This window comes from Pseudomonas simiae, assembly GCF_900111895.1.
GTDB lineage: Bacteria > Pseudomonadota > Gammaproteobacteria > Pseudomonadales > Pseudomonadaceae > Aquipseudomonas > Aquipseudomonas simiae.
The window spans coordinates 173,791-198,842 of the sequence record NZ_FOKB01000009.1 but is presented as its reverse complement, the minus strand read 5'-3'; the positions used below and the strand labels follow the sequence as shown (position 1 = coordinate 198,842).

Annotated in this window: 22 protein-coding genes; 16 read left to right on the top strand and 6 right to left on the bottom strand. The window is 61.5% G+C overall.

The features are described from left to right. The first annotated feature begins 121 nt into the window (after positions 1-121). The 5 genes from BMZ57_RS24430 (at position 122) to BMZ57_RS24410 (ending at position 6,912) form a co-directional block, all read left to right on the top strand. Positions 122-730 carry a YqiA/YcfP family alpha/beta fold hydrolase gene (locus BMZ57_RS24430; protein WP_010213640.1) on the top strand — a complete coding sequence of 203 codons (609 nt, stop codon included), beginning with the start codon at positions 122-124 and terminating at the stop codon, positions 728-730. Between the two features lie 45 nt (positions 731-775). Further along, positions 776-2,683: a DNA topoisomerase IV subunit B gene (gene parE / locus BMZ57_RS24425; protein ID WP_047544068.1), complete on the top strand. Its 1,908-nt coding sequence runs from the start codon at positions 776-778 to the stop codon at positions 2,681-2,683. Next, positions 2,683-3,687, top strand: coding sequence for an esterase-like activity of phytase family protein (locus BMZ57_RS24420; protein WP_044286548.1), 1,005 nt, complete (start codon positions 2,683-2,685; stop codon positions 3,685-3,687). Before parE ends, BMZ57_RS24420 begins: the two co-directional genes overlap by 1 nt. A 73-nt stretch (positions 3,688-3,760) precedes the next feature. Then, positions 3,761-6,025 (top strand): DNA topoisomerase IV subunit A, encoded by a 2,265-nt coding sequence (gene parC, locus BMZ57_RS24415; RefSeq protein ID WP_069672803.1) that lies wholly within the window; start codon positions 3,761-3,763, stop codon positions 6,023-6,025. Between the two features lie 176 nt (positions 6,026-6,201). Next, complete coding sequence (locus tag BMZ57_RS24410) at positions 6,202-6,912, top strand: PqiC family protein (protein ID WP_074900656.1); 711 nt, start codon at positions 6,202-6,204, stop codon at positions 6,910-6,912. A 174-nt stretch (positions 6,913-7,086) separates the two neighbouring features. Here BMZ57_RS24410 and BMZ57_RS24405 read toward each other — a convergent pair whose 3' ends face one another. Further along, on the bottom strand, positions 7,087-8,589 hold the full coding sequence (locus tag BMZ57_RS24405) for an AhpA/YtjB family protein (RefSeq protein WP_010213632.1): 1,503 nt from the start codon (positions 8,587-8,589) through the stop codon (positions 7,087-7,089). A 133-nt stretch (positions 8,590-8,722) separates the two neighbouring features. Between BMZ57_RS24405 and serB the strand changes: the two genes are divergently transcribed. Next, a complete protein-coding gene (gene serB / locus BMZ57_RS24400; protein WP_010213630.1) occupies positions 8,723-9,937 on the top strand; it encodes a phosphoserine phosphatase SerB in 1,215 nt (404 codons plus the stop codon). A 123-nt stretch (positions 9,938-10,060) separates the two neighbouring features. Here serB and asd read toward each other — a convergent pair whose 3' ends face one another. Genes asd through BMZ57_RS24385 form a run of 3 tightly spaced genes read right to left on the bottom strand, consistent with a single transcriptional unit; the run spans position 10,061 to position 13,345 of the window. Continuing rightward, positions 10,061-10,921, bottom strand: a complete 861-nt coding sequence (asd, locus tag BMZ57_RS24395; protein ID WP_010213628.1) for an archaetidylserine decarboxylase — start codon at positions 10,919-10,921, stop codon at positions 10,061-10,063. 15 nt (positions 10,922-10,936) lie between these two features. Further along, positions 10,937-11,752 carry a rhodanese-like domain-containing protein gene (locus tag BMZ57_RS24390; RefSeq protein ID WP_021493248.1) on the bottom strand — a complete coding sequence of 272 codons (816 nt, stop codon included), beginning with the start codon at positions 11,750-11,752 and terminating at the stop codon, positions 10,937-10,939. Between the two features lie 57 nt (positions 11,753-11,809). Next, positions 11,810-13,345 carry an HDOD domain-containing protein gene (locus BMZ57_RS24385; protein WP_010213625.1) on the bottom strand — a complete coding sequence of 512 codons (1,536 nt, stop codon included), beginning with the start codon at positions 13,343-13,345 and terminating at the stop codon, positions 11,810-11,812. A gap of 166 nt (positions 13,346-13,511) precedes the next feature. On the opposite strand from BMZ57_RS24385, the gene motA reads away from it, so the two are divergent. Then, entirely contained in the window at positions 13,512-14,363 is an 852-nt protein-coding gene (gene motA, locus BMZ57_RS24380; RefSeq protein WP_010213623.1) for a flagellar motor stator protein MotA, read from the top strand. A 3-nt stretch (positions 14,364-14,366) separates the two neighbouring features. Next, on the top strand, positions 14,367-15,386 hold the full coding sequence (gene motB / locus BMZ57_RS24375) for a flagellar motor protein MotB (protein ID WP_010213622.1): 1,020 nt from the start codon (positions 14,367-14,369) through the stop codon (positions 15,384-15,386). A 51-nt stretch (positions 15,387-15,437) separates the two neighbouring features. Here motB and rsgA read toward each other — a convergent pair whose 3' ends face one another. Beyond that, positions 15,438-16,469 carry a small ribosomal subunit biogenesis GTPase RsgA gene (rsgA, locus tag BMZ57_RS24370; protein ID WP_003171340.1) on the bottom strand — a complete coding sequence of 344 codons (1,032 nt, stop codon included), beginning with the start codon at positions 16,467-16,469 and terminating at the stop codon, positions 15,438-15,440. A gap of 108 nt (positions 16,470-16,577) precedes the next feature. On the opposite strand from rsgA, the gene orn reads away from it, so the two are divergent. Both orn and BMZ57_RS24360 read left to right on the top strand, forming a co-directional pair. Next, positions 16,578-17,120 carry an oligoribonuclease gene (orn, locus tag BMZ57_RS24365; protein ID WP_010213620.1) on the top strand — a complete coding sequence of 181 codons (543 nt, stop codon included), beginning with the start codon at positions 16,578-16,580 and terminating at the stop codon, positions 17,118-17,120. A gap of 190 nt (positions 17,121-17,310) precedes the next feature. Next, positions 17,311-17,928, top strand: coding sequence for a trimeric intracellular cation channel family protein (locus BMZ57_RS24360; RefSeq protein ID WP_174555606.1), 618 nt, complete (start codon positions 17,311-17,313; stop codon positions 17,926-17,928). Here the strand turns inward: BMZ57_RS24360 and queG are convergent. After that, positions 17,925-18,989, bottom strand: coding sequence for a tRNA epoxyqueuosine(34) reductase QueG (gene queG / locus BMZ57_RS24355; protein ID WP_010213618.1), 1,065 nt, complete (start codon positions 18,987-18,989; stop codon positions 17,925-17,927). The two genes, BMZ57_RS24360 and queG, sit on opposite strands and share 4 nt — an antisense overlap. Before the next feature lie 63 nt (positions 18,990-19,052). Between queG and BMZ57_RS24350 the strand changes: the two genes are divergently transcribed. The 6 genes from BMZ57_RS24350 to hfq all read left to right on the top strand — a co-directional run bounded on the left by BMZ57_RS24350 (position 19,053) and on the right by hfq (position 25,051). Continuing rightward, entirely contained in the window at positions 19,053-19,913 is an 861-nt protein-coding gene (locus tag BMZ57_RS24350; RefSeq protein WP_047544060.1) for an NAD(P)H-hydrate dehydratase, read from the top strand. After that, positions 19,901-20,371 carry a tRNA (adenosine(37)-N6)-threonylcarbamoyltransferase complex ATPase subunit type 1 TsaE gene (gene tsaE, locus BMZ57_RS24345; RefSeq protein WP_010213616.1) on the top strand — a complete coding sequence of 157 codons (471 nt, stop codon included), beginning with the start codon at positions 19,901-19,903 and terminating at the stop codon, positions 20,369-20,371. The genes BMZ57_RS24350 and tsaE overlap by 13 nt, the downstream gene beginning before the upstream one ends. Before the next feature lie 15 nt (positions 20,372-20,386). Next, positions 20,387-21,808 carry an N-acetylmuramoyl-L-alanine amidase gene (locus tag BMZ57_RS24340; RefSeq protein ID WP_010213615.1) on the top strand — a complete coding sequence of 474 codons (1,422 nt, stop codon included), beginning with the start codon at positions 20,387-20,389 and terminating at the stop codon, positions 21,806-21,808. Continuing rightward, positions 21,808-23,724, top strand: a complete 1,917-nt coding sequence (mutL, locus tag BMZ57_RS24335) for a DNA mismatch repair endonuclease MutL (RefSeq protein WP_047544058.1) — start codon at positions 21,808-21,810, stop codon at positions 23,722-23,724. The genes BMZ57_RS24340 and mutL overlap by 1 nt, the downstream gene beginning before the upstream one ends. Beyond that, positions 23,724-24,695 carry a tRNA (adenosine(37)-N6)-dimethylallyltransferase MiaA gene (miaA, locus tag BMZ57_RS24330; RefSeq protein WP_047544056.1) on the top strand — a complete coding sequence of 324 codons (972 nt, stop codon included), beginning with the start codon at positions 23,724-23,726 and terminating at the stop codon, positions 24,693-24,695. The genes mutL and miaA overlap by 1 nt, the downstream gene beginning before the upstream one ends. A gap of 95 nt (positions 24,696-24,790) precedes the next feature. Next, positions 24,791-25,051: an RNA chaperone Hfq gene (hfq, locus tag BMZ57_RS24325; RefSeq protein ID WP_003171355.1), complete on the top strand. Its 261-nt coding sequence runs from the start codon at positions 24,791-24,793 to the stop codon at positions 25,049-25,051. Position 25,052: the final 1 nt, after the last annotated feature.

Below are 25,052 nucleotides of genomic sequence, written 5' to 3'. Positions count from 1 at the left end.
TGCCTTCGCGAGCAAGCCCGCTCCCACATTGGATCTTCAGTGTATTGAGGGTAGAGGGACTCACACACCACCCCGATCCCTGTAAACTGCGCCTCTTTGGCTGAGTCACGGAGAGCCTGGCATGTCTGCCTCGATCCTGTATATCCACGGTTTCAACAGTGCGCCTGTGTCCAACAAGGCCAGCCAGTTGATCACCGTGATGGGCGCCATCGGCCTGGCCGACCAATTACGCGTGCCGGCCCTGCATCACCATCCCCGTCAGGCGATTGCACAGTTGGAAGCGGCGATCGCTGAACTGGGGCGGCCACTGCTGGTCGGCAGCTCACTCGGCGGCTACTATGCAACCCATCTTGCCGAACGCCATGGCCTCAAGGCGCTGTTGGTGAATCCGGCGGTCAGCCCCCATCGGATGTTCGATGGTTACCTGGGCACCCAGAAGAACCTCTACACCGATGAAACCTGGGAACTGACCCACGATCACGTCACGGCGCTGGCCGAGCTGGAAGTACCGGCGCCCCAGGACGCCGCGCGGTATCAGGTGTGGTTGCAGACCGGGGATGAAACCCTGGATTATCGCCTCGCCCAGCAGTACTACCGGGCCTGTGCCTTACGCATCCAGGCCGGCGGCGACCACGGTTACCAGGGGTTCGCCCGGCAATTGCCGGCGATGTTGAGCTTTGCGGGCATTGGCGCAGATCAGTATCAATCCTTCGATTTTTCTTCACTGTAAAAATCGCAGGTCACTTTTTAATCGAACGACTCACGACGAGACCCCATGGCCACTCCCAGCGCTAGCTCTTATAACGCCGACGCCATCGAAGTCCTCTCGGGCCTCGACCCGGTGCGCAAACGCCCCGGCATGTACACTGACACCAGTCGGCCGAACCACCTTGCCCAGGAAGTCATCGACAACAGCGTCGACGAAGCCTTGGCCGGTCACGCCAAGTCGGTGCATGTCATTCTCCACGCTGACCACTCCCTGGAAGTGTCCGACGATGGTCGCGGCATGCCGGTGGACATCCACCCCGAAGAGGGGGTGCCGGGCGTCGAGCTGATCCTCACCAAACTGCATGCCGGCGGTAAGTTCTCCAACAAGAACTACCAGTTCTCCGGCGGCCTGCACGGCGTGGGCATTTCCGTGGTCAACGCCTTGTCCACGCTGGTGCGGGTCAAGGTCAAGCGCGACGGTAACGAGTACCAGATGACCTTCGCCGATGGCTACAAAGCCACCGACCTGGAAGTGATTGGCACCGTTGGCAAGCGCAACACCGGCACCAGCGTGTACTTCGCGCCGGACCCGAAATACTTCGATTCGCCGAAATTCTCCATCAGCCGCCTCAAGCATGTGCTCAAGGCCAAGGCTGTATTGTGCCCAGGCCTATTGGTGACCTTTGAAGACAAAGGCACCGGCGAGAAGGTCGAGTGGCACTACGAAGACGGCCTGCGTTCGTACCTGGAAGATTCCGTCAGCGACTTCGAGCGTCTGCCCAACGAGCCGTTCTGCGGCAGCCTGGCCGGTAATAAAGAAGCCGTGGACTGGGCGTTGCTGTGGCTGCCGGAAGGTGGCGACAGCGTGCAGGAAAGCTACGTCAACCTGATCCCGACGGCCCAGGGCGGCACCCACGTCAACGGCTTGCGTCAAGGCTTGCTGGATGCCATGCGCGAATTCTGCGAGTACCGCAACCTGTTGCCGCGCGGCGTGAAGCTGGCGCCGGAAGACGTGTGGGAGCGCATCGCGTTCGTGCTGTCGATGAAAATGCAGGAGCCGCAGTTCTCCGGTCAGACCAAGGAGCGCCTGTCGTCCCGCGAGGCGGCGGCGTTTGTCTCCGGCGTGGTCAAGGACGCGTTCAGCCTGTGGCTCAACGAGCACCCTGAACTGGGCCTGGCCCTGGCCGAACTGGCGATCAACAACGCCGGCCGTCGCTTGAAGGCGAGCAAAAAGGTCGAGCGCAAGCGCATCACCCAGGGCCCGGCGTTGCCCGGCAAGCTGGCCGATTGCGCCGGGCAAGACCCGATGCGCTCCGAGCTGTTCCTGGTGGAAGGTGACTCCGCCGGCGGTTCCGCCAAGCAGGCACGGGACAAGGAGTTCCAGGCGATCCTGCCGTTGCGCGGCAAGATCCTCAACACCTGGGAAGTCGATGGCAGCGAAGTCCTGGCCAGCCAGGAAGTGCACAACATCGCCGTGGCCATTGGTGTGGACCCAGGCGCGGCGGACATGAGCCAACTGCGCTACGGCAAGATCTGCATTCTCGCCGACGCCGACTCCGACGGTCTGCACATCGCCACGCTGCTGTGCGCACTGTTCGTGCAGCACTTCCGCCCGTTGGTCGAGGCTGGCCACGTCTACGTCGCCATGCCGCCGTTGTACCGGATCGACCTGGGCAAGGAAATCTATTACGCCCTGGACGAAGCCGAGCGTGACGGCATCCTCGACCGCCTGGTGGCCGAGAAGAAGCGTGGCAAACCACAGGTCACGCGATTCAAAGGGCTGGGTGAAATGAACCCGCCGCAGCTGCGCGAAACCACCATGGACCCGAACACCCGGCGCCTGGTGCAGTTGACGCTGGGCGACGACTTCGCCGCCACCTCAGAAATGATGGACATGTTGCTGGCGAAGAAACGCGCGCCGGATCGCAAGTCGTGGCTGGAATCCAAAGGCAACCTGGCCGAGGTTCTGGGCTGATGCGCACAGGTTTCGCCCTGGCGATCCTGATGTTGAGCGGGCTTGCGGCTACCCAGGTGGCTGCCGCGCCCGTGGCTGAGCTGAAACTGGTGTCCGAACACCCAGTGGACGGCATGCGCGGTGGCAACCTGTCGGGTCTGGCGCTGTGTGGCAAAGAGTTATGGACGGTTTCCGATCGCGACGACGACCAGATCTATCGACTTGATACCCGCGCAGCGGTGTGGAAAGCCGAGAGGTACGGGATCGTTGTGCCGCCAGTGCCTGAGTCTGGGTTGCCCTGGGGGTTGCGCTCGCGAACCAAGGCCGCGTCGTTCATTCGCGGTGGCGACCTGGATTTTGAAGGCATCAGCTGCGATGCCGAGGGAAATCGCTACATTGTCAGTGAAGCCCATGCGGCGGTGCTGAGAGTGCCGTTTTCCGGCGAGCAGGGTGATACCGAGTGGTTGAAGATCGCCCCAGGCATGGTGCGCGAAGCGCGTGCAAGTGGCATGTTGCTGCATTTCAATGCCTTGTTCGAGGGCTTGGCAATCAGCCCGGACGGCAATCAGATCTGGCTGGCGGCCGAGCGTGAGCGACGGGGCTTGATCTCGATCAAGCGTGGGCAGAGCGTTTGGGATTGTGAGGGCGCCTGCGTGTTGCTGAGCGAGGCCGGCAAGGACGTGCAGCCAGCCAAGTTCACCAATGCCAAGGCGGTATCCAAGGATTTCGCCGACCTGGCGCTGTTCAACGGCAAACTGTTTACCCTGGAGCGCAATGCGTTCCAGATTTGCCGACGCGATCCCGCCACGGCCAAGGTCGAGCTGTGCTGGTCGTTTGCCGACGAGACCCTGGCGCCCGAGCGGCGCTACGCCCAGCCTTATGGCTTGGCCGAAGCCCTGTTGATCGACGCGGAGGGGGCCTGGCTTGGCATTGACAATAATTTCGGCCCCCGCGCCGATGGTGAAAAACGCCCCATGGTCTATCGTTTCGCCGCCCCTGCCGGTGGCTGGAGCGCCCGCCCATGAGCCCCTGTTTTTTTGAATTGACCCGGTGCAGCGGCAGTTCCGCTGCGCCTTATCCGACAATGATGAGGCCCGCATGAGTGACATCCTCGCAGACAGCTTAGACGGCGTAGAACGCCGGTCGCTGGCTGACTTCACCGAAAATGCCTACCTCAACTACTCCATGTACGTGATCATGGACCGTGCCTTGCCGCATATCGGCGACGGCCTGAAGCCTGTACAACGGCGCATTATCTACGCCATGAGTGAGTTGGGCCTGGATGCCGATTCCAAGCACAAGAAGTCGGCGCGTACCGTGGGTGACGTGCTCGGTAAGTTCCACCCCCATGGCGATTCCGCCTGCTACGAAGCCATGGTGCTGATGGCCCAGCCGTTCAGCTATCGCTACACACTGGTAGACGGCCAGGGTAACTGGGGTGCGCCGGATGATCCCAAATCGTTCGCCGCCATGCGATACACCGAGGCGCGTCTGTCGCGTTATTCGGAAGTCCTGCTGAGCGAACTGGGGCAGGGCACTGCCGACTGGGGGCCTAACTTCGACGGCACCCTCGACGAACCGTTGGTGTTGCCGGCACGTTTGCCGAATATCCTGCTCAATGGCACCACGGGCATCGCAGTCGGCATGGCCACCGACGTGCCGCCGCACAACCTGCGTGAAGTCGCCACCGCTTGCGTGCGCTTGCTCGATGAGCCGAAGGCCACGGTGGAACAGCTTTGCGAGCACATCCAGGGCCCGGACTACCCGACCGAAGCGGAAATCATCACGCCGCGCGCCGACCTGTTGAAGATGTACGAGACCGGCAAGGGCTCGGTGCGCATGCGCGCCGTGTACCACATCGAAGATGGCGACATTATCGTCACCGCACTGCCGCACCAGGTGTCGGGTGCCAAGGTGCTGGAGCAGATCGCCGCGCTGATGCAGGCCAAACCGTCGAAATTGCCGCAAGTTGCCGACCTGCGTGACGAATCCGACCACGAAAACCCCTGCCGCATCGTGATCATCCCGACCAACAGCCGGGTCGACCACGAAGTGCTGATGCAGCATCTGTTTGCTAGCACGGACCTTGAGTCCAGCTATCGGGTCAACGTCAACATCATCGGTCTGGACGGCAAGCCGCAGCTGAAAAACCTGCGCAACCTGCTGGTGGAGTGGCTGGAGTTCCGGGTGCAGACCGTGCGTCGTCGCCTGCAATTCCGCCTGGACAAGGTCGAGCGTCGCCTGCACCTGTTGGACGGTTTGCTGATTGCTTACCTCAACCTGGATGAAGTGATCCATATCATCCGTACCGCCGAGCATCCGAAAGCCGAGTTGATCGCGCGTTTCGAGCTGAGCGAGATCCAGGCTGACTACATCCTCGACACCCGTTTGCGTCAGTTGGCGCGGCTGGAAGAAATGAAGCTGCGCGACGAACAGGACGCGCTGCTCAAGGAACAAGCCAAGCTGCAAGCCCTGCTGGGCAGCGAAGCCAAGCTGAAGAAGTTGGTGCGCAGCGAGCTGATCAAAGACGCCGAAACCTACGGCGATGACCGTCGTTCGCCGATCGTCCAGCGCGCTGAGGCGAAAGCTCTGACAGAAACCGAACTGCTGCCAAACGAGAAAATTACCGTCGTTCTGTCGGAAAAGGGTTGGGTTCGTTCCGCCAAAGGGCATGATATTGACGCCACTGGCTTGTCGTACAAGGCGGGCGACGGCTTCAAGACCGCCGCCGCCGGGCGTTCCAACCAGTTTGCGGTGTTTATCGACTCCACCGGGCGCAGTTATTCGGTGCCGGCCCACACCTTGCCGTCTGCACGGGGGCAGGGTGAGCCGTTGACCGGGCGCCTGACGCCGCCGCCAGGTGCAAATTTCGAGTGTGTCTTGCTGCCGGACGATGATGCGCTGTACGTGATTGCGTCCGACGCGGGTTATGGTTTTGTGGTGAAGGGTGAAGACCTGCAGGCCAAGAACAAGGCGGGCAAGGCCTTGCTGAGCTTGCCGAACAACGCCAAGGTGATCCTGCCGCGGCCGGTGGATGACCGTGAGGGCAACTGGTTGGCCTCGGTGACCACCGAAGGGCGTTTGCTGGTGTTCAAGATCAGTGATCTGCCGCAGTTGGGCAAAGGCAAGGGCAACAAGATCATCGGTATTCCCGGCGAGCGCGTGGCCAGTCGCGAAGAGTACGTGACTGACATCGCAGTGATCCCGGAAGGCGCGACTTTGGTGCTTCAGGCCGGTAAACGTACGTTGTCCCTGCGTCCCGATGACCTTGAGCACTACACGGGTGAGCGTGGCCGGCGTGGTAACAAATTGCCACGTGGCTTCCAACGTGTGGATGCTTTGCTGGTGGAAACGCCGGTTTAACGCGTATTAGAGCCCTCGATCTACGATTTAACGCGTAGATCGACGCTTTGGCGCTGGAGTCATGGCGCATATTCACGGATGATATGGCCTTTCCAGCGCCGGCGTGGCCGAGCGTGTTTAGGTTATTTTTAGTATTACATTGTGGTTCGCCTTGTGGCAGCCACCTGGATGGGATGATGACTGCTCCACGCCTTCCTTTATTTTTTATGCTCGCTGGCCTTTTGGGGCTGGCGGGTTGCAGCACACATCAGCCGGTGTCGCTGTACCAGCTGGACAGCGGAAGTCCGGCTCAACCCGCACAGACGGCTGGCATGGCCGTCTTGCTGGGCCCGGTGATCGTTGCCGACTACCTGCAACGCGAAACACTGCTGCAACGTCAGAACGACGGCAGCCTGCAAGGTTCCACGGATGGTCGTTGGGCGGGCAGCTTGTCTTCCGACATCAACCAATTGATGTTGCGCCAGGTCGCGGGTCAACTGGATAGCCAGCGTGTGGTGCTGGCGCCCGCGCCGACCGGGTTTACCCCGGATGTGCAGGTGTTGCTGACCATTACCCGTCTTGACTCTGGTGCGTCGCAACCGGCGATTCTCGATGCGCAGTGGCGCTTGATCGATCGTCGTGGCCAGGTGCGCGATAACCGCATCGTGCACCTGCAGGAAGAGCATACCGGCACCACCGCGTCCCAGGTCCAGGCCCAGGGCGTGTTGTTGCAGCATCTGGCACAGCAGTTGTCGGTGGCACTCAAGCCATTGGCCAACCAACCGCCGATTGCCGAAGTGCCGCGTAAGCAGAGCGCTCCGGTACAGGCCAAGCCGGCACAACCGCAGAAGCCGAAGATGCCGATGGCGACGCCGATTCGCACGGATATGGAAGTGTTCAGGTTCTGATCTGAAACGCGCACAAAAAAAGGCCCGCTTACTCAGCGGGCCTTTTTTTTGGGGCCAAGCGTTGGGGCCTGGCACCGTTTCACTGTGGGAGGGGGCGCGGGGATTCAGTTATTGATGGGCTAACTGATACTTCGCTATCGCGGGCGAGCCCGCTCTCACATGAGTCATACAGGGTTATTTGGTGCGGGTCTCGTGCATCCGCGCCAACTGCCGCTCCAGCATCGATGGGTACGGCTCCATCAATCTCTCCACGCAACTGGCGCCCTCTGGGCTGGCAATCGGGCGGATGCGTGCGCGTTGGCGGATCAGCGTGTCTTCGCTGATCTTGCGCTCCACCAGCAGCAGGTTGCGGCTGTGCTGCGACAGCGCCAGGGCGTCTTGGGCGCTCTCGGTGAGCAGCAGGTCGATCTGGGTCATGCCAAACAGATCATCGCTCACCGTCAGGCCCAACTGCAGTTGCAAGGTAATGCCGCTGTCGGCCACTTCGATCTGCAGGGCGTGGCCCAGGGCGCGCAGCAGCTCGCCGCAGCAAATCGCGTTGGTCAGGTAGTCTTCGCCACTGTCTTCGCTGTGGAACAGCATCAGCGTGCTGCCGTCGTTCAGGGTGTGCAGTTCGCTCTGATACAGCGACGCGGCCTGGTCGAGGCAGTCGCGGTAACGCTCCAGCAGCTCGGTCAGGCGTGCACGGGGCAGCCGACGCAACTGATCCTGCGCACCCAGTTGCACAGCCAATACCGCGCTGAACTGGGGTTCGGCGTTCTTCACCGGGGCCGGTTTCGGTGCGACGGCCGGTGTGCTGGCCGAGGTGTCGCGCAGGTCGGCGAAGGGATCTTCGTCGTCCAGCTCGTCTTCTTCGGCTTTGAACGCCTGGCGGGTAGCAGGCTTCAGGCCCGCTACCGGAGCGTCTTGCACTTCACGCTCAGGCTCGTCGTCGTAGTCGGTTTCGTCGAGCTCGGGCTCTGGCTCCACTTCGCGCACCACCGGCTCCGGGGCGAAGCTGGCGTGCAACTGGCGAGCGAGGTCGCCGATCTCATCCTGGCGGTCGGTGGCCGGGGTGTGTTCGTCGATATCGCGCAGCCAGATACGCAATTGCATCAGCGGCGTGGAGATATGTCGGCCCAGGCGCAGGCTCAAGGCCAACGCCAACGCCAGCAGGATTGCGCTCAAGATGCCCATGCTTTGCAGGCTGATGGTCATCGGCTGCTGGAATTGCTGCATGTCCAGGCTGATGCGCAGTTGGCCAGCCTTCACGTCCTGAAACGTAATATTGCTCTGGTACAGGCCTTCGGCTTCACCCAGCAGGCCGTTTTTCGGGCGCTGCCCGGCTTCGGCCATGATCCGGTTGTCCACGCTGTAAATAGCGGCGTGAGCCACCAACGGGTTCTTGGTCAGGTTGTTGAGCAGCACGTTGAGGCTGAGAATGTCGTTGGACACCAATAGCTCAGTCGCCGAGGTGGCGGTCTGGGTGGTCAAGCTCTCGCCCAGGGCGTCGGCTTGCTCGTGCATGGCCTGTTTGAACTGCAAACCCATCACGCAGGCGTAGATCACCAGGGCCAGGGCGACCAGGATCACGTTATGGCTGGCGATGCGTAATGCGATCGGTACACGGCGGTGGCGCAGTGCCCGGAAGATCAGCAGGAAGAAGTTATCGGTTTTTACTGGCGTGGGCCGGTTCACTTGCGCTCGGCTCTTGGTCCGTGAAGTTGACGCGCAGTATAGCGACAGCCCTAGAACCGGCAAAGCGCTGGCTGTGCCCGATGGTCACTGAAAGTGGGTAGAATGCGGTTTTTTTCCAGCCTGGGGGTGCGCCTTGCGCGAAATTGTCCTGATTAACATCACTGGGGAAGACCGCCCGGGTCTTACCGCGGCCATTACCGGCGTTCTGGCCCAGGGTGGTGTGAACATTCTCGACATCGGCCAGGCAGTGATCCACGACACCCTGTCGTTCGGCATCCTGGTCGAGATTCCGAGCACTGAACAGGCGTCTTCAGTACTCAAGGACATCCTGTTTACGGCGTATAAGCTGGATCAGCAGGTGCGCTTCACCCCGGTGTCCGAAGAGGACTACCAGCACTGGGTGGCTGGTCAGGGCAAGAAACGCCACATTGTGACGCTGCTGACCCGTAAGGTCACCGCCGAGCAGCTGCAGCGCGTCAGCTCCATTACTGCGCAATATGGCTTGAATATCGACCATATCGACCGTCTGTCGGGTCGCATGCCGCTGGATACCCCGGCCGACCAGGGCAAGGGCTGCATCGAGTTCTCCGTGCGCGGTGAGCCAGCCGACCCGCAAGCCTTGCGGGCCGAGTTCCTCAGCGTGGCCCAGGAGCTGAACGTCGATATCGCCTTCCAGGAGGATTCACTGTTCCGGCGTAACCGTCGCCTGGCGGTGTTTGACATGGACTCCACGTTGATCGAAGCCGAAGTCATCGATGAACTGGCCAAGGCTGCGGGCGTCGGCGAGCAGGTTGCCGAAATTACCGAGCGCGCCATGGCCGGTGAACTCGACTTCCGCGCCAGCTTCAAAGAGCGCCTCGCGCTGCTCAAGGGCCTGGACGTGAGTGTGCTGGATTCCATCGGCGCCTCCCTGCGCCTGACCGAAGGCGCCGAAACCCTGTTCGCCGAACTCAAGCGCCTGGGCTACAAGACCGCCATCCTGTCCGGCGGCTTCACCTACTTCGCCAAGCAATTGCAGGCCAAGCTGGGCATCGACTACGTGTTCGCCAACGAGCTGGAAGTGGTGGATGGCAAGGTGACCGGCATGGCGGTCGAGCCGATTGTCGACGCACAGCGCAAGGCGGATCTGCTCAAGGAGTTGGCCCACAAGGAAGGTTTGCGTCTGGAGCAGACCATTGCGGTCGGCGACGGTGCGAATGACTTGCCGATGCTGGCGATTGCCGGGCTGGGTGTAGCGTTCCGCGCCAAGCCACTGGTCAAACAATCGGCGAAGCAGGCGATTTCGACCTTGGGGTTGGACGGCGTGCTGTATCTGCTGGGCTTCCGCGACCGCGACGGTCAGCTGTAACTGAATAAATGCGGTAAAAAAATGTGGGAGCGGGCTTGCTCGCGAAAGTGGTGGTTCAGTCACTGACGTGTTGACTGATACTCCGCATTCGCGAGCAAGCCCGCTCCCACATTGGGTGTTTTGTCAGGCTTTAGGTAAAGCGATACCCTGGCCCATCTGCACCGGCGAACCCGCCACCAGCGCTTCAGCCCACGTCACCTGACCCGGCCCAAACAGCACGATCGCGGTCGAACCCAGCTTGAAGCGACCCAGCTCCGCGCCTTTCTCCAGGTGAATCGGCGCGCGTGCAGCCTCGTCATAGCGGAAGGTTTTCAGCTCACGCTTCGGCGGTGTCACCAAGCCAGCCCATACGGTTTCAATCGACGCCACAATCATCGCACCCACCAACACCACGGCCATTGGGCCGCGTTCGGTGTCGAAGATGCAGGCAACCCGCTCATTACGTGCGAACAGCTCGGGTACGTTTTCAGCGGTGGTCTGGTTGACCGAGAAGATGCGGCCAGGAATGTAGACCATCTCGCGCAGGGTGCCGGCCAGTGGCATGTGCACACGGTGGTAGTCCTTGGGCGACAGATAAACCGTGGCGAAGTCACCGCCCATGAACGGCGCTGACAAGGCCGAATCGCCACCCAGCAGCTCCAGCACGCTGAAACTGTGCCCCTTGGCCTGGAACACCCGACCATGCTCGATCGGCCCCAACTGGCTGACCGCGCCATCGGCTGGGCTCAGCACCGCACCTGGGGTTTGGTCCAGTGGGCGCGCGCCGTCTTTCAGGGCGCGGGTGAAGAAGGCGTTGAAGTGCTCGTAGGCGGTCAGGTCTTCAACCAAGGCCTGGGACATGTCCACTTGATAGCGCTTGGCGAACCAGGCAGTGAAGGCATTCTTGAACCAACGCACGCGGCATTCGGCAATGCAACCGGCCAGGCGCGACAGCAAGTGGTGCGGCAGCAAGTACTGGCTGAGGATAAACAACTGCTTTTTCATAACTGTCCTTAAACCTTAAATCTCGACGGGGGTGTCGGGGTGGTTGCCCCATTCGCCCCAGGAACCGGCATAACCTTTGACTCGCGGATAACCGAGCGCCTTGGCCACCAGGTAGGTGAAGCCAGAGCGGTGGTGAGTCTGGCAGTGGGTGATGATTTCTTTGTCTTTGGTCAGCCCGAGGTCTTCGAGGATCTGCGGCATGTCGCGGCGGATACGCAGGTTGCGCGCCTTGTCCATGCCGGACGTCCATTCGAAGTTCACTGCGCCGGGAATGTGCCCGCCTTTGGCTGCGAGCACTTTCTCGCCGGAATACTCCAGCGGGCCGCGTGCGTCCCAGATACCCAGGTCGGGCGCGCCGAGGCGGCTTTGCAGGTATTCGCGGGTGGCTGTTGGGCCATCATGCAGCGTCAGGCTGACGGGGTTGCCGACCGGGGTGGGCACGTCAGTCGAAACCGGGCGTTTTTCTTCCAGCCAGGCCAGCAGGCCACCGTCGAGGTAGTGGTACTTCTGGTGGCCGATCACGTCGAGCATCCAGATGAAGCGCCCGGCCCAGCCACCGCCTTCGTCGTCATAGACCACGTAAGTGGCGTCCGGGGTGTGGCCCAGTTCGCCGAACAGTTTCTCGAGGTCGGCCTTGTTGGGCAGCAGGCCAGGCGCCGGCGGCTGGCCCAGTTGGGTGCGCTTGGGGTCAACGAAATGTGCGCCGGGGATGTGCCCTTCGGCGTAGCGGGCGGCACTGGTGAGGTCCACCAGTATCAAGTGTTCGGCATCGAGGCGACCAAGCAGGTCGCTGGGTTCGATCACCAGCGGCAAGCCAGAGAAGTCAGGCATGTGAGGTCTCCTGTGCACAAATGTTGGCGATAAAAGAGGGCGATTGTAGCGCAAGCATCAGGCGCTGCGGTTGGTAAAGCAGTGCAGGGCTTTCTCGATGCATTGGGCGGTTTTACCGAAGGCCTGCACGGTGGTTTCCGAGAACGGCCCGCCGCCCTGGTCGGCCACCATCAGCATCACCACCTTGCCATTGCAACTCAGGGACCGCAGCAACAGGTGTTCGCCGGTGAACAGGCGGCGCAGGACCGGCGGCAGCAAGGCCGAGAACTGGGCGTGGTTTTCAGGGTTGAGGCGCACTTGGGCGGACTTTTCCAGCAAGCGCTGCAGCAACGTACTATTGACCACATCCAGGCTCAAATTGGCTGCATCCTTCGGCAGGCCATCGGCCTGGTGCACACGCAACGTGCTCAAGGCGCGGTCAGCCATCAGCAGCATGACCCGCTGCATACCACTGGCGACCAGGGCCTCCTTGGCGCACGTGGTCAAGTGCATGGCGTTGGCAAAGCGGCTCGGCTCCACCAGCAGTTCAGTACAGCGTTTGCGCCACACGGCCAGGGCCTCGGCGGTGGGCGGCGGCGCGGGGAGCAGGCCGCGATGAATCTTCTGTACATGCCACGGCCAGATCAGCGACAGCGCCGGGTGCCAGAGGTCAGGCATCAAGGTGGTGCGGGCGCTGGTGACAGCCTGTTGGTGGACCAGTTGCTGCACCTCGCCCAAGGGCTGTTGCAGGTACAGCGCAGTGAGCAACTGCCAGCGTTCGGTGTGCGGGCAGGTCCAGGACTCCTGGGCCGACATTGCCAGGCCGTTGGCCAGCAGCACGGTGTTGGCCGGCTGGTTCAGCCAGCGGCGCAGGTTGGGTTCGGCATCGAGCAATTGCTGGTGGCGCAGCGGGTCGTCTTCACGGGCGATGTGCAGGGCCTTGACCAGCAGGCGCTGCTCGCTCATCAGCAACGTGTAACCCTGGGATACCCAGATCGGCAGGTGCCAGGCTTCGGTCAGGCCGACGCACAGGTCCAGCAGGCGCACGCCGAACAGTTCTCGCTCGACCTCGCGGGCTGACTGGCCTTTGTGGATCACCCGCAGTTCCCATTCTTCCAGGAGTTTGGGATAGGCGACCGCCATTGGCCACAGCGGCGACAGAAACAACAGGCTGCCCCAGTGAATGTCCTGCCACAGCCGCGCCAGGCGACTGCCGAACAAGCCGTTGGCTTGCTGCGACGCGTGCTGGCTGATCAGCAGAAGTTGGCGCAATGCCACGGGGATCTCATTGGCCGGCACCGAAGGCAGACGTGCCAGCAGTTCTTCGGCGCGCTTGAGGCCCAGGCGGTTGAGCGCCACTTCAAGGTTTTCCGCCGGTTCCGCCAGGCTGCCATGGGTGTGGCTGTTGGCCTCGCGCATCACGCTGAGGACGAGCGCCGGGCTGCTTTGCATCAGCTCGGCAATATCTCGCAATGAACTGCGGCTGTCGCGGATGCCTTTGCACACGCGGTCGTGACTGGCCTGGGGGACAGGCAGCCGTACATCGTCCAGGCACTTGATCCAAGCGGCGAGAGAGTTGGGTTTTGCAGTTGGGACTGTCGTTTCATTAGCCATGATAGGGGCGCGATCATCACTTGCGGTCTACACGCCCGGAGCGGGCCGAACTGGCTTTTCGCCTTAACGGGCTATAGTCTGGCGCAGTTTTGCCGATAAGTAGAACAAGAGTTTTCTGCTACACCCAATATGTCCATGAACCCGACGGCGCAAGTACTCATCTCCTATGGCTAAAATTATCGGCATCATCGTCGTCTTCGCGAGCGTGCTCGGCGGGTACGTCCTGTCCCACGGTAAAATTGCGGCACTGATCCAGCCTTTCGAGGTGATGATTATTGGCGGTGCCGCACTGGGTGCCTTCCTGCAGGCGAACCCCGGCTACATGACCATGCACGTGATCAAGAAGTCGCTGGGCATGTTCGGTTCGCGCTTCACCCATACCTTCTACCTGGAGGTGTTGGGCCTGGTCTACGAGATCCTCAACAAGAGCCGCCGCGAAGGCATGATGGCCATCGAGGCCGACATCGAAGACGCCGCGGCCAGCCCGATTTTCGCCAAGTACCCGGCCGTGCTCAAAGATGAGCGCATGACCGCCTACATCTGTGACTACCTGCGCATCATGTCCTCCGGCAACATGGCCCCCCATGAGCTGGAAGGGCTGTTCGACATGGAATTGTTCAGCCTTAAAGAAGAGCTTGAGCACCCCTCCCACGCCGTGACCGGCATCGCTGACGGTATGCCGGGTTTCGGTATCGTCGCGGCGGTACTCGGCATCGTGGTGACCATGGCATCCCTGGGTGAGGGCGACCAGGCTGCCATCGGTATGCACGTGGGTGCGGCATTGGTCGGTACCTTCTTCGGTATTCTCGCGGCCTACGGCTTCTTCGGTCCGCTCGCCACCTCCCTGGCCCATGACGCCAAGGAAGAAATCAACCTGTACGAATCGATCAAGGCCAGCCTGGTCGCCTCCGCTTCCGGGATGCCGCCATCGCTGGCGGTGGAGTTCGGTCGCAAGGTGCTGTACCCCAAGCACCGCCCAAGCTTCGCCGAGCTGGAACAAGCGGTTCGCGGTCGCTAAGCCATGGAAAACAACCAGCCGATAATCATCAAGCGCGTCAAGCGCTTCGCTGCGGGGCACCATGGCGGCGCTTGGAAGATCGCCTTCGCCGACTTTGCGACGGCGATGATGGCGTTCTTCCTGGTGCTGTGGCTGATGTCCACTGCCACGCCGGAACAGAAGATCGCCATTGCCGGCTACTTCAAAGACCCGATTGGTTTCTCGGAAAGCGGCACGCCCTTCGTGATCGACCTGGGCGGCTCACCGCAGTTGGCGCCTGAGCGCACCATCAACCCGGAAATCAAGACCGAATCGCCTCAGGAGAAAATCCCGATCGAGCGCGATACCGTCGAGGCCATGGCTGAACAGGTCGAGCAGGAGCGTCTTGAGCTGTTGCTGCAAGAGCTGCAGAACAAGGTCGAGGAAAACCCGCAGTTGCTGAAGTTCAAGGATCAGATTTCGTTCGAGATCACCCCGGACGGTTTGCGCATCCAGATCACCGATGCGGCCAACCGACCGATGTTCGACTCGGGCAGTGCGCGCTTGAAGCCGTACTTCGAAGACATCCTGCTGGCCATGGCCGACACCATCAAGGCGGTGCCGAACAAGATCAGCATCAGTGGCCACACCGACGCCAAACCCTATGCGGGGCAGGGCGACTTCGGCAACTGGGAGCTCTCGGCCAACCGTGCCAACGCAGCTCGTCGTGCGTTGGTGGCCGGTAGCTACCCGGACCCGCAAGTCGCGCGCGTGGTGGGGTTTGCGTCTTCGCAGTTGTTTGATGCGAAAGACCCGTTCAACCCGATCAACCGCCGTATCGATATCGTGGTGCTGACCAAAAAGGCCCAGCGTGCGATTGAGGGTGACCCGCCGCCGGCACCGCAACCCACCCAAGGTGCGGGCGCGCCGGGTGAAGTGCCGGCCGATCCGAACGCTATTCCGCCAGGGCAGGAGCCGTTGCCGGCGCATGAACTGCGCCAGAAGCTGAATTTGTTTGATGAGGGTGGGGTGAAGGATCCTACGGTGCCAGGTACGGGTTCGTAGACTTCACATACAACAAGGCCGCGATGATCGCGGCCTTGTTGTTTCAGCAGTTTAATAACTGCTTTCGGGCAGACTCGCAATAATCGACCGATAGCTGTTCATCCGCTGCTGCTGCACACGCCCATCCTCCAGCGCCTTGAGCAACGCACAGCCCGGCTCGCGGTCGTGTTTGCAGTCGCGGAAGCGGCAGGTGCCGATCAGGTCGTTGAATTCGATGAAGCCCGCTTCCACATCGCTGCGGCTGACGTGGCCGAGGCCGAATTCACGGATGCCTGGGGAGTCGATCAACTCACCGCCGCCGGGGAAGTGGAACAGCCGCGCGGTGGTGGTGGTGTGGGTGCCCTGGCCGGACAGTTCCGACAGCGGGCCTACACGGGTGTCGACTTCCGGCAGCAGGCTGTTGACCAGCGAGGATTTACCCACGCCTGACTGGCCGACAAACACGCTGATGCGCCCGTCCAACTGCTGTTGCAGCTGTTCCATACCATTACCGTGATGCGCCGAAACCTCCAGCACCGGGTAACCGAGGGTGCGATACACCGCCAGCAAGGCGTTGAGCGCCGGGGCGTTCTGTTCGTCGATCAGGTCGAATTTGTTCAACAGCAACAGCGGGCGGATGCCGGCGTGCTCGGCTGCGACCAGGTAGCGGTCGATCAGGTTGGCATGCGGCTCAGGCAGTGGCGCGAACACGATGACAATCATGTCGACGTTGGCCGCCACTGGCTTGAGCTGGCCGCGGCTGTCCGGGCGACGCAGTTCGGTGGTGCGAGGCAGTTGGGCGACGATCACGCCGATGCCCTGGTTGCCGGCACGCCAGACCACTTTGTCGCCGGTGACCAGCGCAGGCAGGTTGGCACGCAGGTGGCAACGGGATACAGAGCCTGCGAGTTCGCCTTCCAGCGCCTCGACTTCGACCTGTACACCAAAGTGCGCGATCACCAGGCCCGTTTGCTCGGGGCCCAGGTCGCCGCCTTCAAGCGCTTCCACGGCGGAGGATTCACGTTTGGCGGCGCGAGCGGCGCGTTCACCTTGAATCTTTTCGATGCGCCAGTTTTGGCGACGGTTGAGCTGGCGTTTGGCCATTGGTGTTCCGTGTCGATAATACAAAGGTTAGGTAAAACGGTCGCGAGTCTAGCATGCCCCTGCCTGCTAAACTGCGCAGCTAAGCCAAGGTGCCAAGAGAATCAAGCCATGCAAAACCCACAGAACCTGATTTGGATCGATCTGGAAATGACCGGTCTGAACCCTGACACCGACGTCATCATCGAAATGGCGACGATTGTCACCGACAGCAACCTCAACACCTTGGCCGAAGGGCCGGTGATTGCCATCCACCACAGCGACGCCGTCCTCGCCACCATGGACGAGTGGAATACCCGCACTCATGGCAACTCCGGCCTGACCCAGCGCGTGCGCGACAGCCGTATCAGCATGGCCGAAGCAGAAGCCGAGACCATCGCCTTCCTGGAAAAGTGGGTGCCCAAGGGCAAGTCGCCGATCTGCGGCAACAGCATCTGCCAGGATCGTCGCTTCCTTTATACGCATATGAAAGCGCTGGAAAGCTACTTCCACTACCGCAACCTGGATGTGTCCACGCTTAAAGAGCTGGCTGCGCGTTGGGCGCCGGAAGTCAAAGACAGCTTCCATAAAGGCAGCACGCACTTGGCGCTGGATGATATTCGCGAGTCGATTGCCGAGCTGCAGCATTACCGCAAGCATTTCATCAAGGCCTGAGATGTGGCGCCTGGCCCGGCGCCATCGCAGGCAAGCCAGCTCCCACGCTTGACCGTTTTGTCACGACGCGCGCGGAACAAATGGGGGAGCTGGCTCGCCTGCGGTAGGGTCGACGCGGTCTTTCGCCAAGCGCCCTCTTTTGGTGCCATCAGCAAATGATTAGACTGCCGGCCTCATTGCAAGGATCGCCATCATGCTGCTGATGCTCTACCTCATCGCCATCACCGCCGAAGCCATGACCGGCGCGCTGTCGGCCGGACGGCGTGGCATGGACTGGTTCGGCGTGGTGCTGATCGCGTGTGTGACGGCGTTGGGTGGCGGTTCGGTGCGTGATGTGCTGCTTGGGCACTACCCGCTGACCTGGGTCAAGCACCCGGAATACCTGGTGCTGACCTCCATTGCCGCACTGGTGACGATCTTTATCGCACCGCTGATGCGCCGCCTGCGCTCGCTGTTCCTGGCGCTGGACGCCGTGGGCCTGGTGGCCTTCACCCTGATCGGTTGCATGACTGCGCTGGAAATGGGCCACGGCATGCTGGTGGCATCGGTCAGCGGGGTGATCACCGGGGTCTTCGGCGGCATCCTGCGCGACATCTTCTGCAACGACATCCCGCTGATCTTTCGCCGCGAGTTGTACGCCAGTGTGTCGTTCCTCGCCGCCTGGTTTTATATGCTGTGCCTTTATCTGGAGCTGCCCAGCGAGCAAGCGATCCTGCTGACCCTGTTCAGCGGCTTTCTACTGCGCCTGCTGGCGATCCGTTTTCACTGGGAAATGCCCAAGTTCGTCTACAACGACGATGTGCACTAGCGGCTGGCGTGCTGGTTCAGTGCCCATTCCACGTGTTCGCGCACCAGTTCCGACGGGTAATCCCGGCGTGCCTTCAAAGCCTCCAGCACTGGAATGCTCGACGGCGCATTGCCCAGGCCCACCGCGAGATTGCGCAGCCAGCGCTCGTAGCCGGCACGACGCAGCGGTGAGCCTTCGGTGCTGCTGAGGAATTTATCCTCGTCCCACATAAACAACTCGGCCAGTTCTGCGTTATCCAGATTGTGGCGTGGCTTGAAATCGCTTTCGCCGGTAGCGCGGGCGAAACGATTCCACGGGCACACGATCTGACAGTCATCGCAGCCGAACACGCGGTTGCCGATCAGTGGGCGCAGGTCCTCGGGAATCGCGTGTTTGAGCTCGATGGTCAGGTAGGAAATGCAGCGTCGCGCGTCCAACACATAGGGACCGACGAAGGCATTGGTGGGGCAGATGTCCAGGCAAGCAGTGCAGCGGCCGCAGTGTTCAGTGCTGTGGGGCGCGTCGATCGGCAGCGGCAAGTCGACAAACAGCTCGCTGAGGAAGAAGTAACTGCCCGCCTTGCGATTGAGTACCAGGGTGTTTTTACCGATCCAGCCCAGCCCGGCTTTTTCGGCGATGGCTTTTTCCAGCACTGGTGCGCTGTCGACAAAGGCGCGGAAACCGAAAGGGCCGATCTGCGCCTGGATGCGGTCAGCCAGTTGCTGCACGCGCTTGCGGATCAGCTTGTGATAGTCGCGGCCCAGGGCGTAACGCGAGATGTAGGCTTTTTCCGGCTTGGCCAGTAATTGGGCCATTTGTGTATCGCCCGGTAGGTAATCCATGCGCAGCGACACCACGCGCAAGGTACCGGGCACCAGTTCATCGGGATGAGAGCGTTTGCTGCCATGGGCGCCCATGTACTCCATCTCGCCGTGATAGCCCGCGTCGAGCCAGCGTTGCAGGTGCTGCTCATGCTCGGCGAGGTCCAGGCCGCTGATGCCGACTTGTTGAAAGCCCAGTTCGCGGCCCCAGTCTTTGATCGATTGGGCGAGGGCGGGCAGATCGGTGGTGATGGCAGGCATGAGACAAGGGAAACCGCAGGTTAGATAGGTATAATTCTGCCAGACATCGGAGCTCGAAGACGCATGCCGCAGACAAAACACGCAATAACCGACGTACAGTCCCTCTTGCACGGCCATTTGCCGCAGCTGGCGGCGCGCTCCCCGGACGACCATAAAGGCCGGTTTGGCCACCTGTTGGTCATAGGTGGCGACCGCGGCTTTGGTGGCGCAGCCTTGCTGAGCGCAGAAAGTGCCTTGCGCAGTGGCGCGGGCATGGTGTCCCTGGCAACGCGCCTGGAGCACGTGCCAGCTGCTTTGGCTCGCTTGCCGGAAGTCATGACGGTGGGTGTGAGCTCAGCCAACCAACTGATGGGCCTGCTGGAAAAGATCTCGGTCATTGTGATCGGGCCTGGCCTTGGAGACGCGTCCTGGGGCAAAAGCCTGCTGTCTGTAGCCGCCAACGCCAAGCAGCCGCAAGTCTGGGACGCTGATGCCTTGAACCAACTCGCCAGCGGCAGCGTCAGCTTGCCGGCCAACTGCGTGATCACCCCGCATCCGGGGGAGGCCGCGCGGTTGTTGGGCATTTCGATAGCCGAGGTTCAGGCCGATCGCCTTAAGGTGGCGCGCGCGTTGAGCCAGACATTCAATGCAGTGGCTATCCTCAAGGGGGCTGGCAGTTTGATTGCCAGCCCGGACGGACGTGTTTCACGGTGTGAACAAGGTCATCCGGCGATGGCAACTGCAGGGCTGGGCGATGTCCTGGCCGGCCTGGTGGGCGCGTTGCTGGCCCAGGGCATGCAGGCCTATGAGGCAAGCTGTCTGGCGGTTTGGTTGCACGCCACGGCGGGCGATCGCCAGGGCACCTTTGGTCGTGGCTTGGCTGCCAGCGACTTGATACCTGCCATTCGTCAATTGTTGGAGGAGCAGTCGCCGTGTCTGAAGTAATCCTTTTCCTGGCCGATGAAGAGGCCACCGTTGCGTTCGGGCAACGCCTTGCGCAGGTGACGGCGGGGACAGGGCTGATCTTTCTGGAAGGCAACTTGGGGGCGGGCAAGACCACGTTGTCCCGAGGGATTATCCGCGGGTTGGGCCACACTGGGGCAGTAAAAAGCCCTACGTTCACCCTGGTCGAACCCTACGAAATCGGTGCGGTGCGCGCCTTCCACTTTGACCTCTATCGTCTGGTGGACCCCGAAGAGTTGGAATACATGGGGATCCGGGATTACTTCGATGACGATGCGTTGTGCCTGATTGAGTGGCCAGATAAAGGCACAGGCTTTTTGCCAAAGCCTGACATGACCATTACCATTACGCCGCATGAGCACGGGCGTCAGTTGAAGTTGTTGCCCCAGAGCGCGCGCGGCCAGTCGTGGTGCGCCGCTTTGGCATTGGAATTCAAATAATTGGTGGGGTTAGGTATGCGCTTTCGCGCGTTGGTTGCTGTCGTGGGGGTGTTGCTTGCGGCAATGACTGTCAATGCTCTGGCTGCTTCACAGGTAAAAAGTGTGCGCCTGTGGCGAGCGCCGGATAACACGCGACTGGTGTTCGACCTGTCTGGGCCGGTCCAGCACAGCGTCTTTACCCTGACGGCGCCCGATCGCCTGGTGATCGACATCAACGGCGCGACCCTGGCCGCGCCGTTGAAAGTGTCCACCGCCAATACCCCGATTACCGCCATGCGCTCGGCCCAACGGACACCGACCGACCTGCGCGTGGTGATCGACCTGAAAAAGGTCGTGACCCCGAAAAGCTTCTCCCTGGCGCCTAACGCCCAGTACGGCAACCGACTGGTGGTCGACCTGTTCGACAATGCCGCCGATGCCAACCCGCCACCTGCACCGCCCCCGAGCGTTGCGACTGTCCCGGCGGTTCCGGTCAATCCGTCGCAACCGCAGGTCAAGCTGCCTCCGCCACCACCGGCTCCGGCCGGCAAGCGCGACATTATCGTGGTGATCGATGCTGGTCACGGTGGTGAGGATCCGGGTGCCTCCGGTTCACGCGGTCAGCATGAAAAAGACGTGGTACTGGCGATTGCCCGTGAACTGCAGCGTCAGATCAATGCGATGAAAGGCTACCGCGCCGAGCTGACCCGTACCGGCGACTACTTCATTCCATTGCGCGGCCGTACCGAAATCGCCCGTAAGAAGGGCGCCGACCTGTTCGTGTCGATCCATGCCGACGCTGCGCCTTCGGCCGCAGCCTTTGGCGCCTCGGTGTTTGCCCTGTCGGATCGCGGCGCTACCTCCGAGACCGCGCGTTGGCTGGCCGACAGTGAAAACCGTTCCGACCTGATCGGCGGAGCCGGCAACGTATCACTCGATGACAAGGACAAAATGCTCGCCGGTGTGTTGCTCGACCTGTCGATGACCGCTTCGCTGACGTCCAGCCTGAACGTCGGCCAGAAGGTCCTGAGCAATATCGGCCGCGTTACGCCGCTGCACAAACAGCGCGTAGAGCAAGCGGGCTTCATGGTGCTGAAATCGCCGGACATCCCCTCGATCCTGGTGGAAACCGGCTTTATCTCCAATTCCAACGAAGCCTCGAAACTGGCGACCGGCAGCCACCAGCAGGCGCTGGCGCGTTCCATCAGCGCCGGTGTTCGCCAGTTCTTCCAGCAGAATCCGCCACCGGGCACCTATATCGCCTGGCTGCGTGACTCCGGGAAAATCGCTCAGGGCCCGCGTGACCATCGCGTGCAGCCCGGCGACACCCTGGCCATGCTGGCCGTGCGTTTCCAGGTGTCGGCCGCTACCTTGCGCAGCGCCAACAACCTGAAGACGGATGAATTGAAAGTCGGCCAGGTGTTGACCATCCCTGGCACTGAATTGGCGGCACAGTAATGAGCGAATCCATTCTGGACAACGGCTCACGCATCGAACTGCTGAGCCCACGTCTTGCCAACCAGATTGCGGCGGGCGAGGTTGTGGAGCGTCCGGCATCGGTGATCAAGGAGCTGCTGGAAAACAGCATCGACTCCGGCGCCAAGCGCATTGATGTCGACGTGGAGCAGGGCGGCGTCAAGCTGCTGCGGGTGCGTGATGATGGCAGCGGCATTTCTTCCGACGACTTGCCGCTGGCCTTGGCGCGTCACGCCACCAGCAAGATTCGCGACTTGGAAGACCTGGAACGGGTGATGAGCCTGGGCTTTCGCGGTGAGGCCCTGGCCTCTATCAGCTCTGTGGCGCGCCTGACCCTGACGTCTCGCACTCGCAGCGCCGAGCAGGCCTGGCAAGTGGAAACCGAAGGTCGCGACATGGCACCTCGGGTCCAGCCGGCAGCCCATCCCGTCGGTACTTCGGTGGAAGTGCGCGACCTGTTCTTCAACACCCCGGCGCGGCGTAAATTCCTCAAGGCCGAAAAAACCGAATTCGATCACCTGCAGGAAGTCATCAAACGCCTGGCCTTGGCCCGCTTCGACGTGGCGTTTCACTTGCGTCATAACGGCAAGACCATCCTCAGTTTGCACGAAGCCCACGATGACGCCGCGCGCGCTCGCCGTGTGTCGGCGATCTGCGGGCCGGGGTTCCTGGAGCAGGCGCTGCCGATTGAAATCGAACGCAATGGCCTGCGCCTGTGGGGCTGGGTCGGCTTGCCGACCTTCTCCCGCAGCCAGGCGGACTTGCAGTATTTCTTTGTGAATGGCCGTGCGGTGCGCGACAAACTGGTGGCCCACGCGGTGCGCCAGGCCTATCGCGATGTGCTGTTCAACGGGCGGCACCCAACGTTTGTGCTGTTTTTTGAGGTCGACCCGGCGGTGGTGGACGTTAACGTGCACCCCACCAAGCACGAAGTGCGCTTCCGTGACGGACGCATGGTGCACGACTTCCTCTATGGCACCCTGCACCGCACCCTGGGTGATGTGCGTCCAGATGATCAATTGGCCGCGCCCATTGTGACGGCCGTGGTCCGCCCAAGTGGCCCGCAAGCCGGTGAGTTTGGCCCCCAGGGCGAAATGAGCCTGGCGGCCAACCTGTTGCAATCGCCGCAGTCGCAACCGTCCTATACCGCGCCGAATGCCGGCGCCGGCTCGGGTTATCAATACCAATACACCCCGCGTCCACAGTCGGCGGTGCCGGTGGCTGAGGCCCAGGCTGCTTACCGCGAGTTTTTCGCGCCGCTGCCGGGTGCTGAACCGGGCGCGCCGGTTGCCCTGCCGGAAGGCGGTGGAGATATCCCGCCGTTGGGCTACGCGTTGGCGCAGCTCAAGGGCATCTACATCCTGGCGGAAAACGCCCATGGCCTGGTGCTGGTGGACATGCACGCCGCCCACGAGCGGATCATGTACGAACGCCTCAAGATTGCCATGGCCAGCGAAGGCCTCAGCGGCCAGCCGCTGCTGGTGCCGGAGTCGCTGGCAGTCAGCCAGCGCGAGGCCGATTGTGCCGAAGAGCACCACAGCGTGTTCCAGAAGCTGGGCTTCGAACTGCAGCGCCTGGGCCCGGAAACCCTGGCCATCCGTCAGATTCCTGCGCTGCTCAAGCAGGCCGAGGCCAACCGGCTGGTGGCCGACGTACTGGCTGACCTGATGGAATACGGCACCAGTGACCGCATCCAGGCCCACATCAACGAACTGCTCGGCACCATGGCCTGCCACGGTGCCATTCGCGCCAATCGCCGCCTGGCCTTGCCGGAAATGAACGGCCTGCTGCGCGACATGGAAAACACCGAACGCAGCGGGCAATGCAACCATGGCCGACCGACCTGGACCCAGATGGGCCTGGACGATCTGGACAAACTCTTCCTGCGCGGCCGTTGATGAGTGCCTTGCCCCCCGCCATCTTCCTGATGGGTCCTACGGCCGCCGGCAAGACCGACCTGGCCATCGAGCTGACCAAGGTGCTGCCGTGCGAGCTGATCAGTGTCGACTCGGCCCTGGTTTACCGGGACATGGACATCGGCACCGCCAAGCCATCAAAAGCGCTGCTGGCCCAGTATCCGCATCAGTTGATCGACATCATCGACCCGTCAGAGAGCTATTCGGCCGCGGATTTTCGCACAAACGCCCTGGCTGCCATGGCTGACATCACCGCGCGAGGCAATATTCCGCTGCTGGTGGGCGGCACGATGCTCTATTACAAGGCTTTGCAGGAGGGCCTGGCGGACATGCCGCCGGCCGACGCCCAGGTGCGCGCCGAACTGGAAGAAGAGGCTGCACGCCTTGGCTGGCAAGCCTTGCACGACCAGTTGGCGTCGGTAGACCCAATATCTGCCGCGCGCATTCACCCCAATGACCCCCAGCGCCTCACTCGCGCCTTGGAGGTCTGGCGTGTCAGCGGGCAGACCATGACTGAACACCGGCTGAAACAAAGTGCGCAAAGTGCTGACGCAGGCGCATCTGGCGCATCACAATTGCCCTATACTGTGGCGAATCTGGCCATCGCTCCGGCAAATCGTCAGGTGCTGCATGAACGAATTGCACAAAGATTCACAATTATGTTGGAACAGGGGTTTGTGGACGAGGTCGTAGCTCTGCGTTCCAGAGGTGACCTGCACCCAGGGTTACCTTCGATACGTGCTGTAGGCTACCGTCAAGTCTGGGATCATCTGGATGGCAAGCTGACGTCAGCCGAAATGCAGGAACGCGGCATCATTGCCACGCGCCAATTGGCGAAACGCCAGTTCACCTGGTTGCGCAGCTGGAGCGATTTGCACTGGCTGGACAGTCTGGACAGCGACAATCTGTCACGCGCCTTGAAATACTTGGGAACGGTCTCCATATTGAGCTGAGTCCCTGCAATTGCCGTCTATCCTTGGGGGTGTGACGGCCATAAGCTATCTATTTTCCGATTTTTTTATTATTGATCCTTAAAGGAGTGCGGCACATGTCAAAAGGGCATTCGCTACAAGACCCTTACTTGAATACTTTACGTAAAGAGAAAGTGGGGGTTTCCATCTACCTGGTCAACGGTATCAAGCTGCAGGGCACGATCGAGTCGTTCGACCAGTTCGTGATCCTGCTGAAGAACACCGTCAGCCAGATGGTCTACAAGCACGCTATCTCGACAGTCGTTCCAGTTCGTCCAATCCGTCTGCCTAGCGCAGCAGGTGATGATGCAGCTGACGCTGAGCCAGGTAACGCCTGAT

What these genes read in the sequence shown, in the direction of transcription:
- BMZ57_RS24430 (WP_010213640.1), top strand. Translation starts at nt 122, where the DNA reads ATGTCTGCCTCGATCCTGTATATCCACGGTTTCAACAGTGCGCCTGTG.
- parE (WP_047544068.1), top strand. Translation starts at nt 776, where the DNA reads ATGGCCACTCCCAGCGCTAGCTCTTATAACGCCGACGCCATCGAAGTC.
- BMZ57_RS24420 (WP_044286548.1), top strand. Translation starts at nt 2,683, where the DNA reads ATGCGCACAGGTTTCGCCCTGGCGATCCTGATGTTGAGCGGGCTTGCG.
- parC (WP_069672803.1), top strand. Translation starts at nt 3,761, where the DNA reads ATGAGTGACATCCTCGCAGACAGCTTAGACGGCGTAGAACGCCGGTCG.
- BMZ57_RS24410 (WP_074900656.1), top strand. Translation starts at nt 6,202, where the DNA reads ATGACTGCTCCACGCCTTCCTTTATTTTTTATGCTCGCTGGCCTTTTG.
- asd (WP_010213628.1), bottom strand. Translation starts at nt 10,921, where the DNA reads ATGAAAAAGCAGTTGTTTATCCTCAGCCAGTACTTGCTGCCGCACCAC.
- BMZ57_RS24390 (WP_021493248.1), bottom strand. Translation starts at nt 11,752, where the DNA reads ATGCCTGACTTCTCTGGCTTGCCGCTGGTGATCGAACCCAGCGACCTG.
- BMZ57_RS24385 (WP_010213625.1), bottom strand. Translation starts at nt 13,345, where the DNA reads ATGGCTAATGAAACGACAGTCCCAACTGCAAAACCCAACTCTCTCGCC.
- motA (WP_010213623.1), top strand. Translation starts at nt 13,512, where the DNA reads ATGGCTAAAATTATCGGCATCATCGTCGTCTTCGCGAGCGTGCTCGGC.
- motB (WP_010213622.1), top strand. Translation starts at nt 14,367, where the DNA reads ATGGAAAACAACCAGCCGATAATCATCAAGCGCGTCAAGCGCTTCGCT.
- rsgA (WP_003171340.1), bottom strand. Translation starts at nt 16,469, where the DNA reads ATGGCCAAACGCCAGCTCAACCGTCGCCAAAACTGGCGCATCGAAAAG.
- orn (WP_010213620.1), top strand. Translation starts at nt 16,578, where the DNA reads ATGCAAAACCCACAGAACCTGATTTGGATCGATCTGGAAATGACCGGT.
- queG (WP_010213618.1), bottom strand. Translation starts at nt 18,989, where the DNA reads ATGCCTGCCATCACCACCGATCTGCCCGCCCTCGCCCAATCGATCAAA.
- BMZ57_RS24350 (WP_047544060.1), top strand. Translation starts at nt 19,053, where the DNA reads ATGCCGCAGACAAAACACGCAATAACCGACGTACAGTCCCTCTTGCAC.
- BMZ57_RS24340 (WP_010213615.1), top strand. Translation starts at nt 20,387, where the DNA reads ATGCGCTTTCGCGCGTTGGTTGCTGTCGTGGGGGTGTTGCTTGCGGCA.
- mutL (WP_047544058.1), top strand. Translation starts at nt 21,808, where the DNA reads ATGAGCGAATCCATTCTGGACAACGGCTCACGCATCGAACTGCTGAGC.
- miaA (WP_047544056.1), top strand. Translation starts at nt 23,724, where the DNA reads ATGAGTGCCTTGCCCCCCGCCATCTTCCTGATGGGTCCTACGGCCGCC.
- hfq (WP_003171355.1), top strand. Translation starts at nt 24,791, where the DNA reads ATGTCAAAAGGGCATTCGCTACAAGACCCTTACTTGAATACTTTACGT.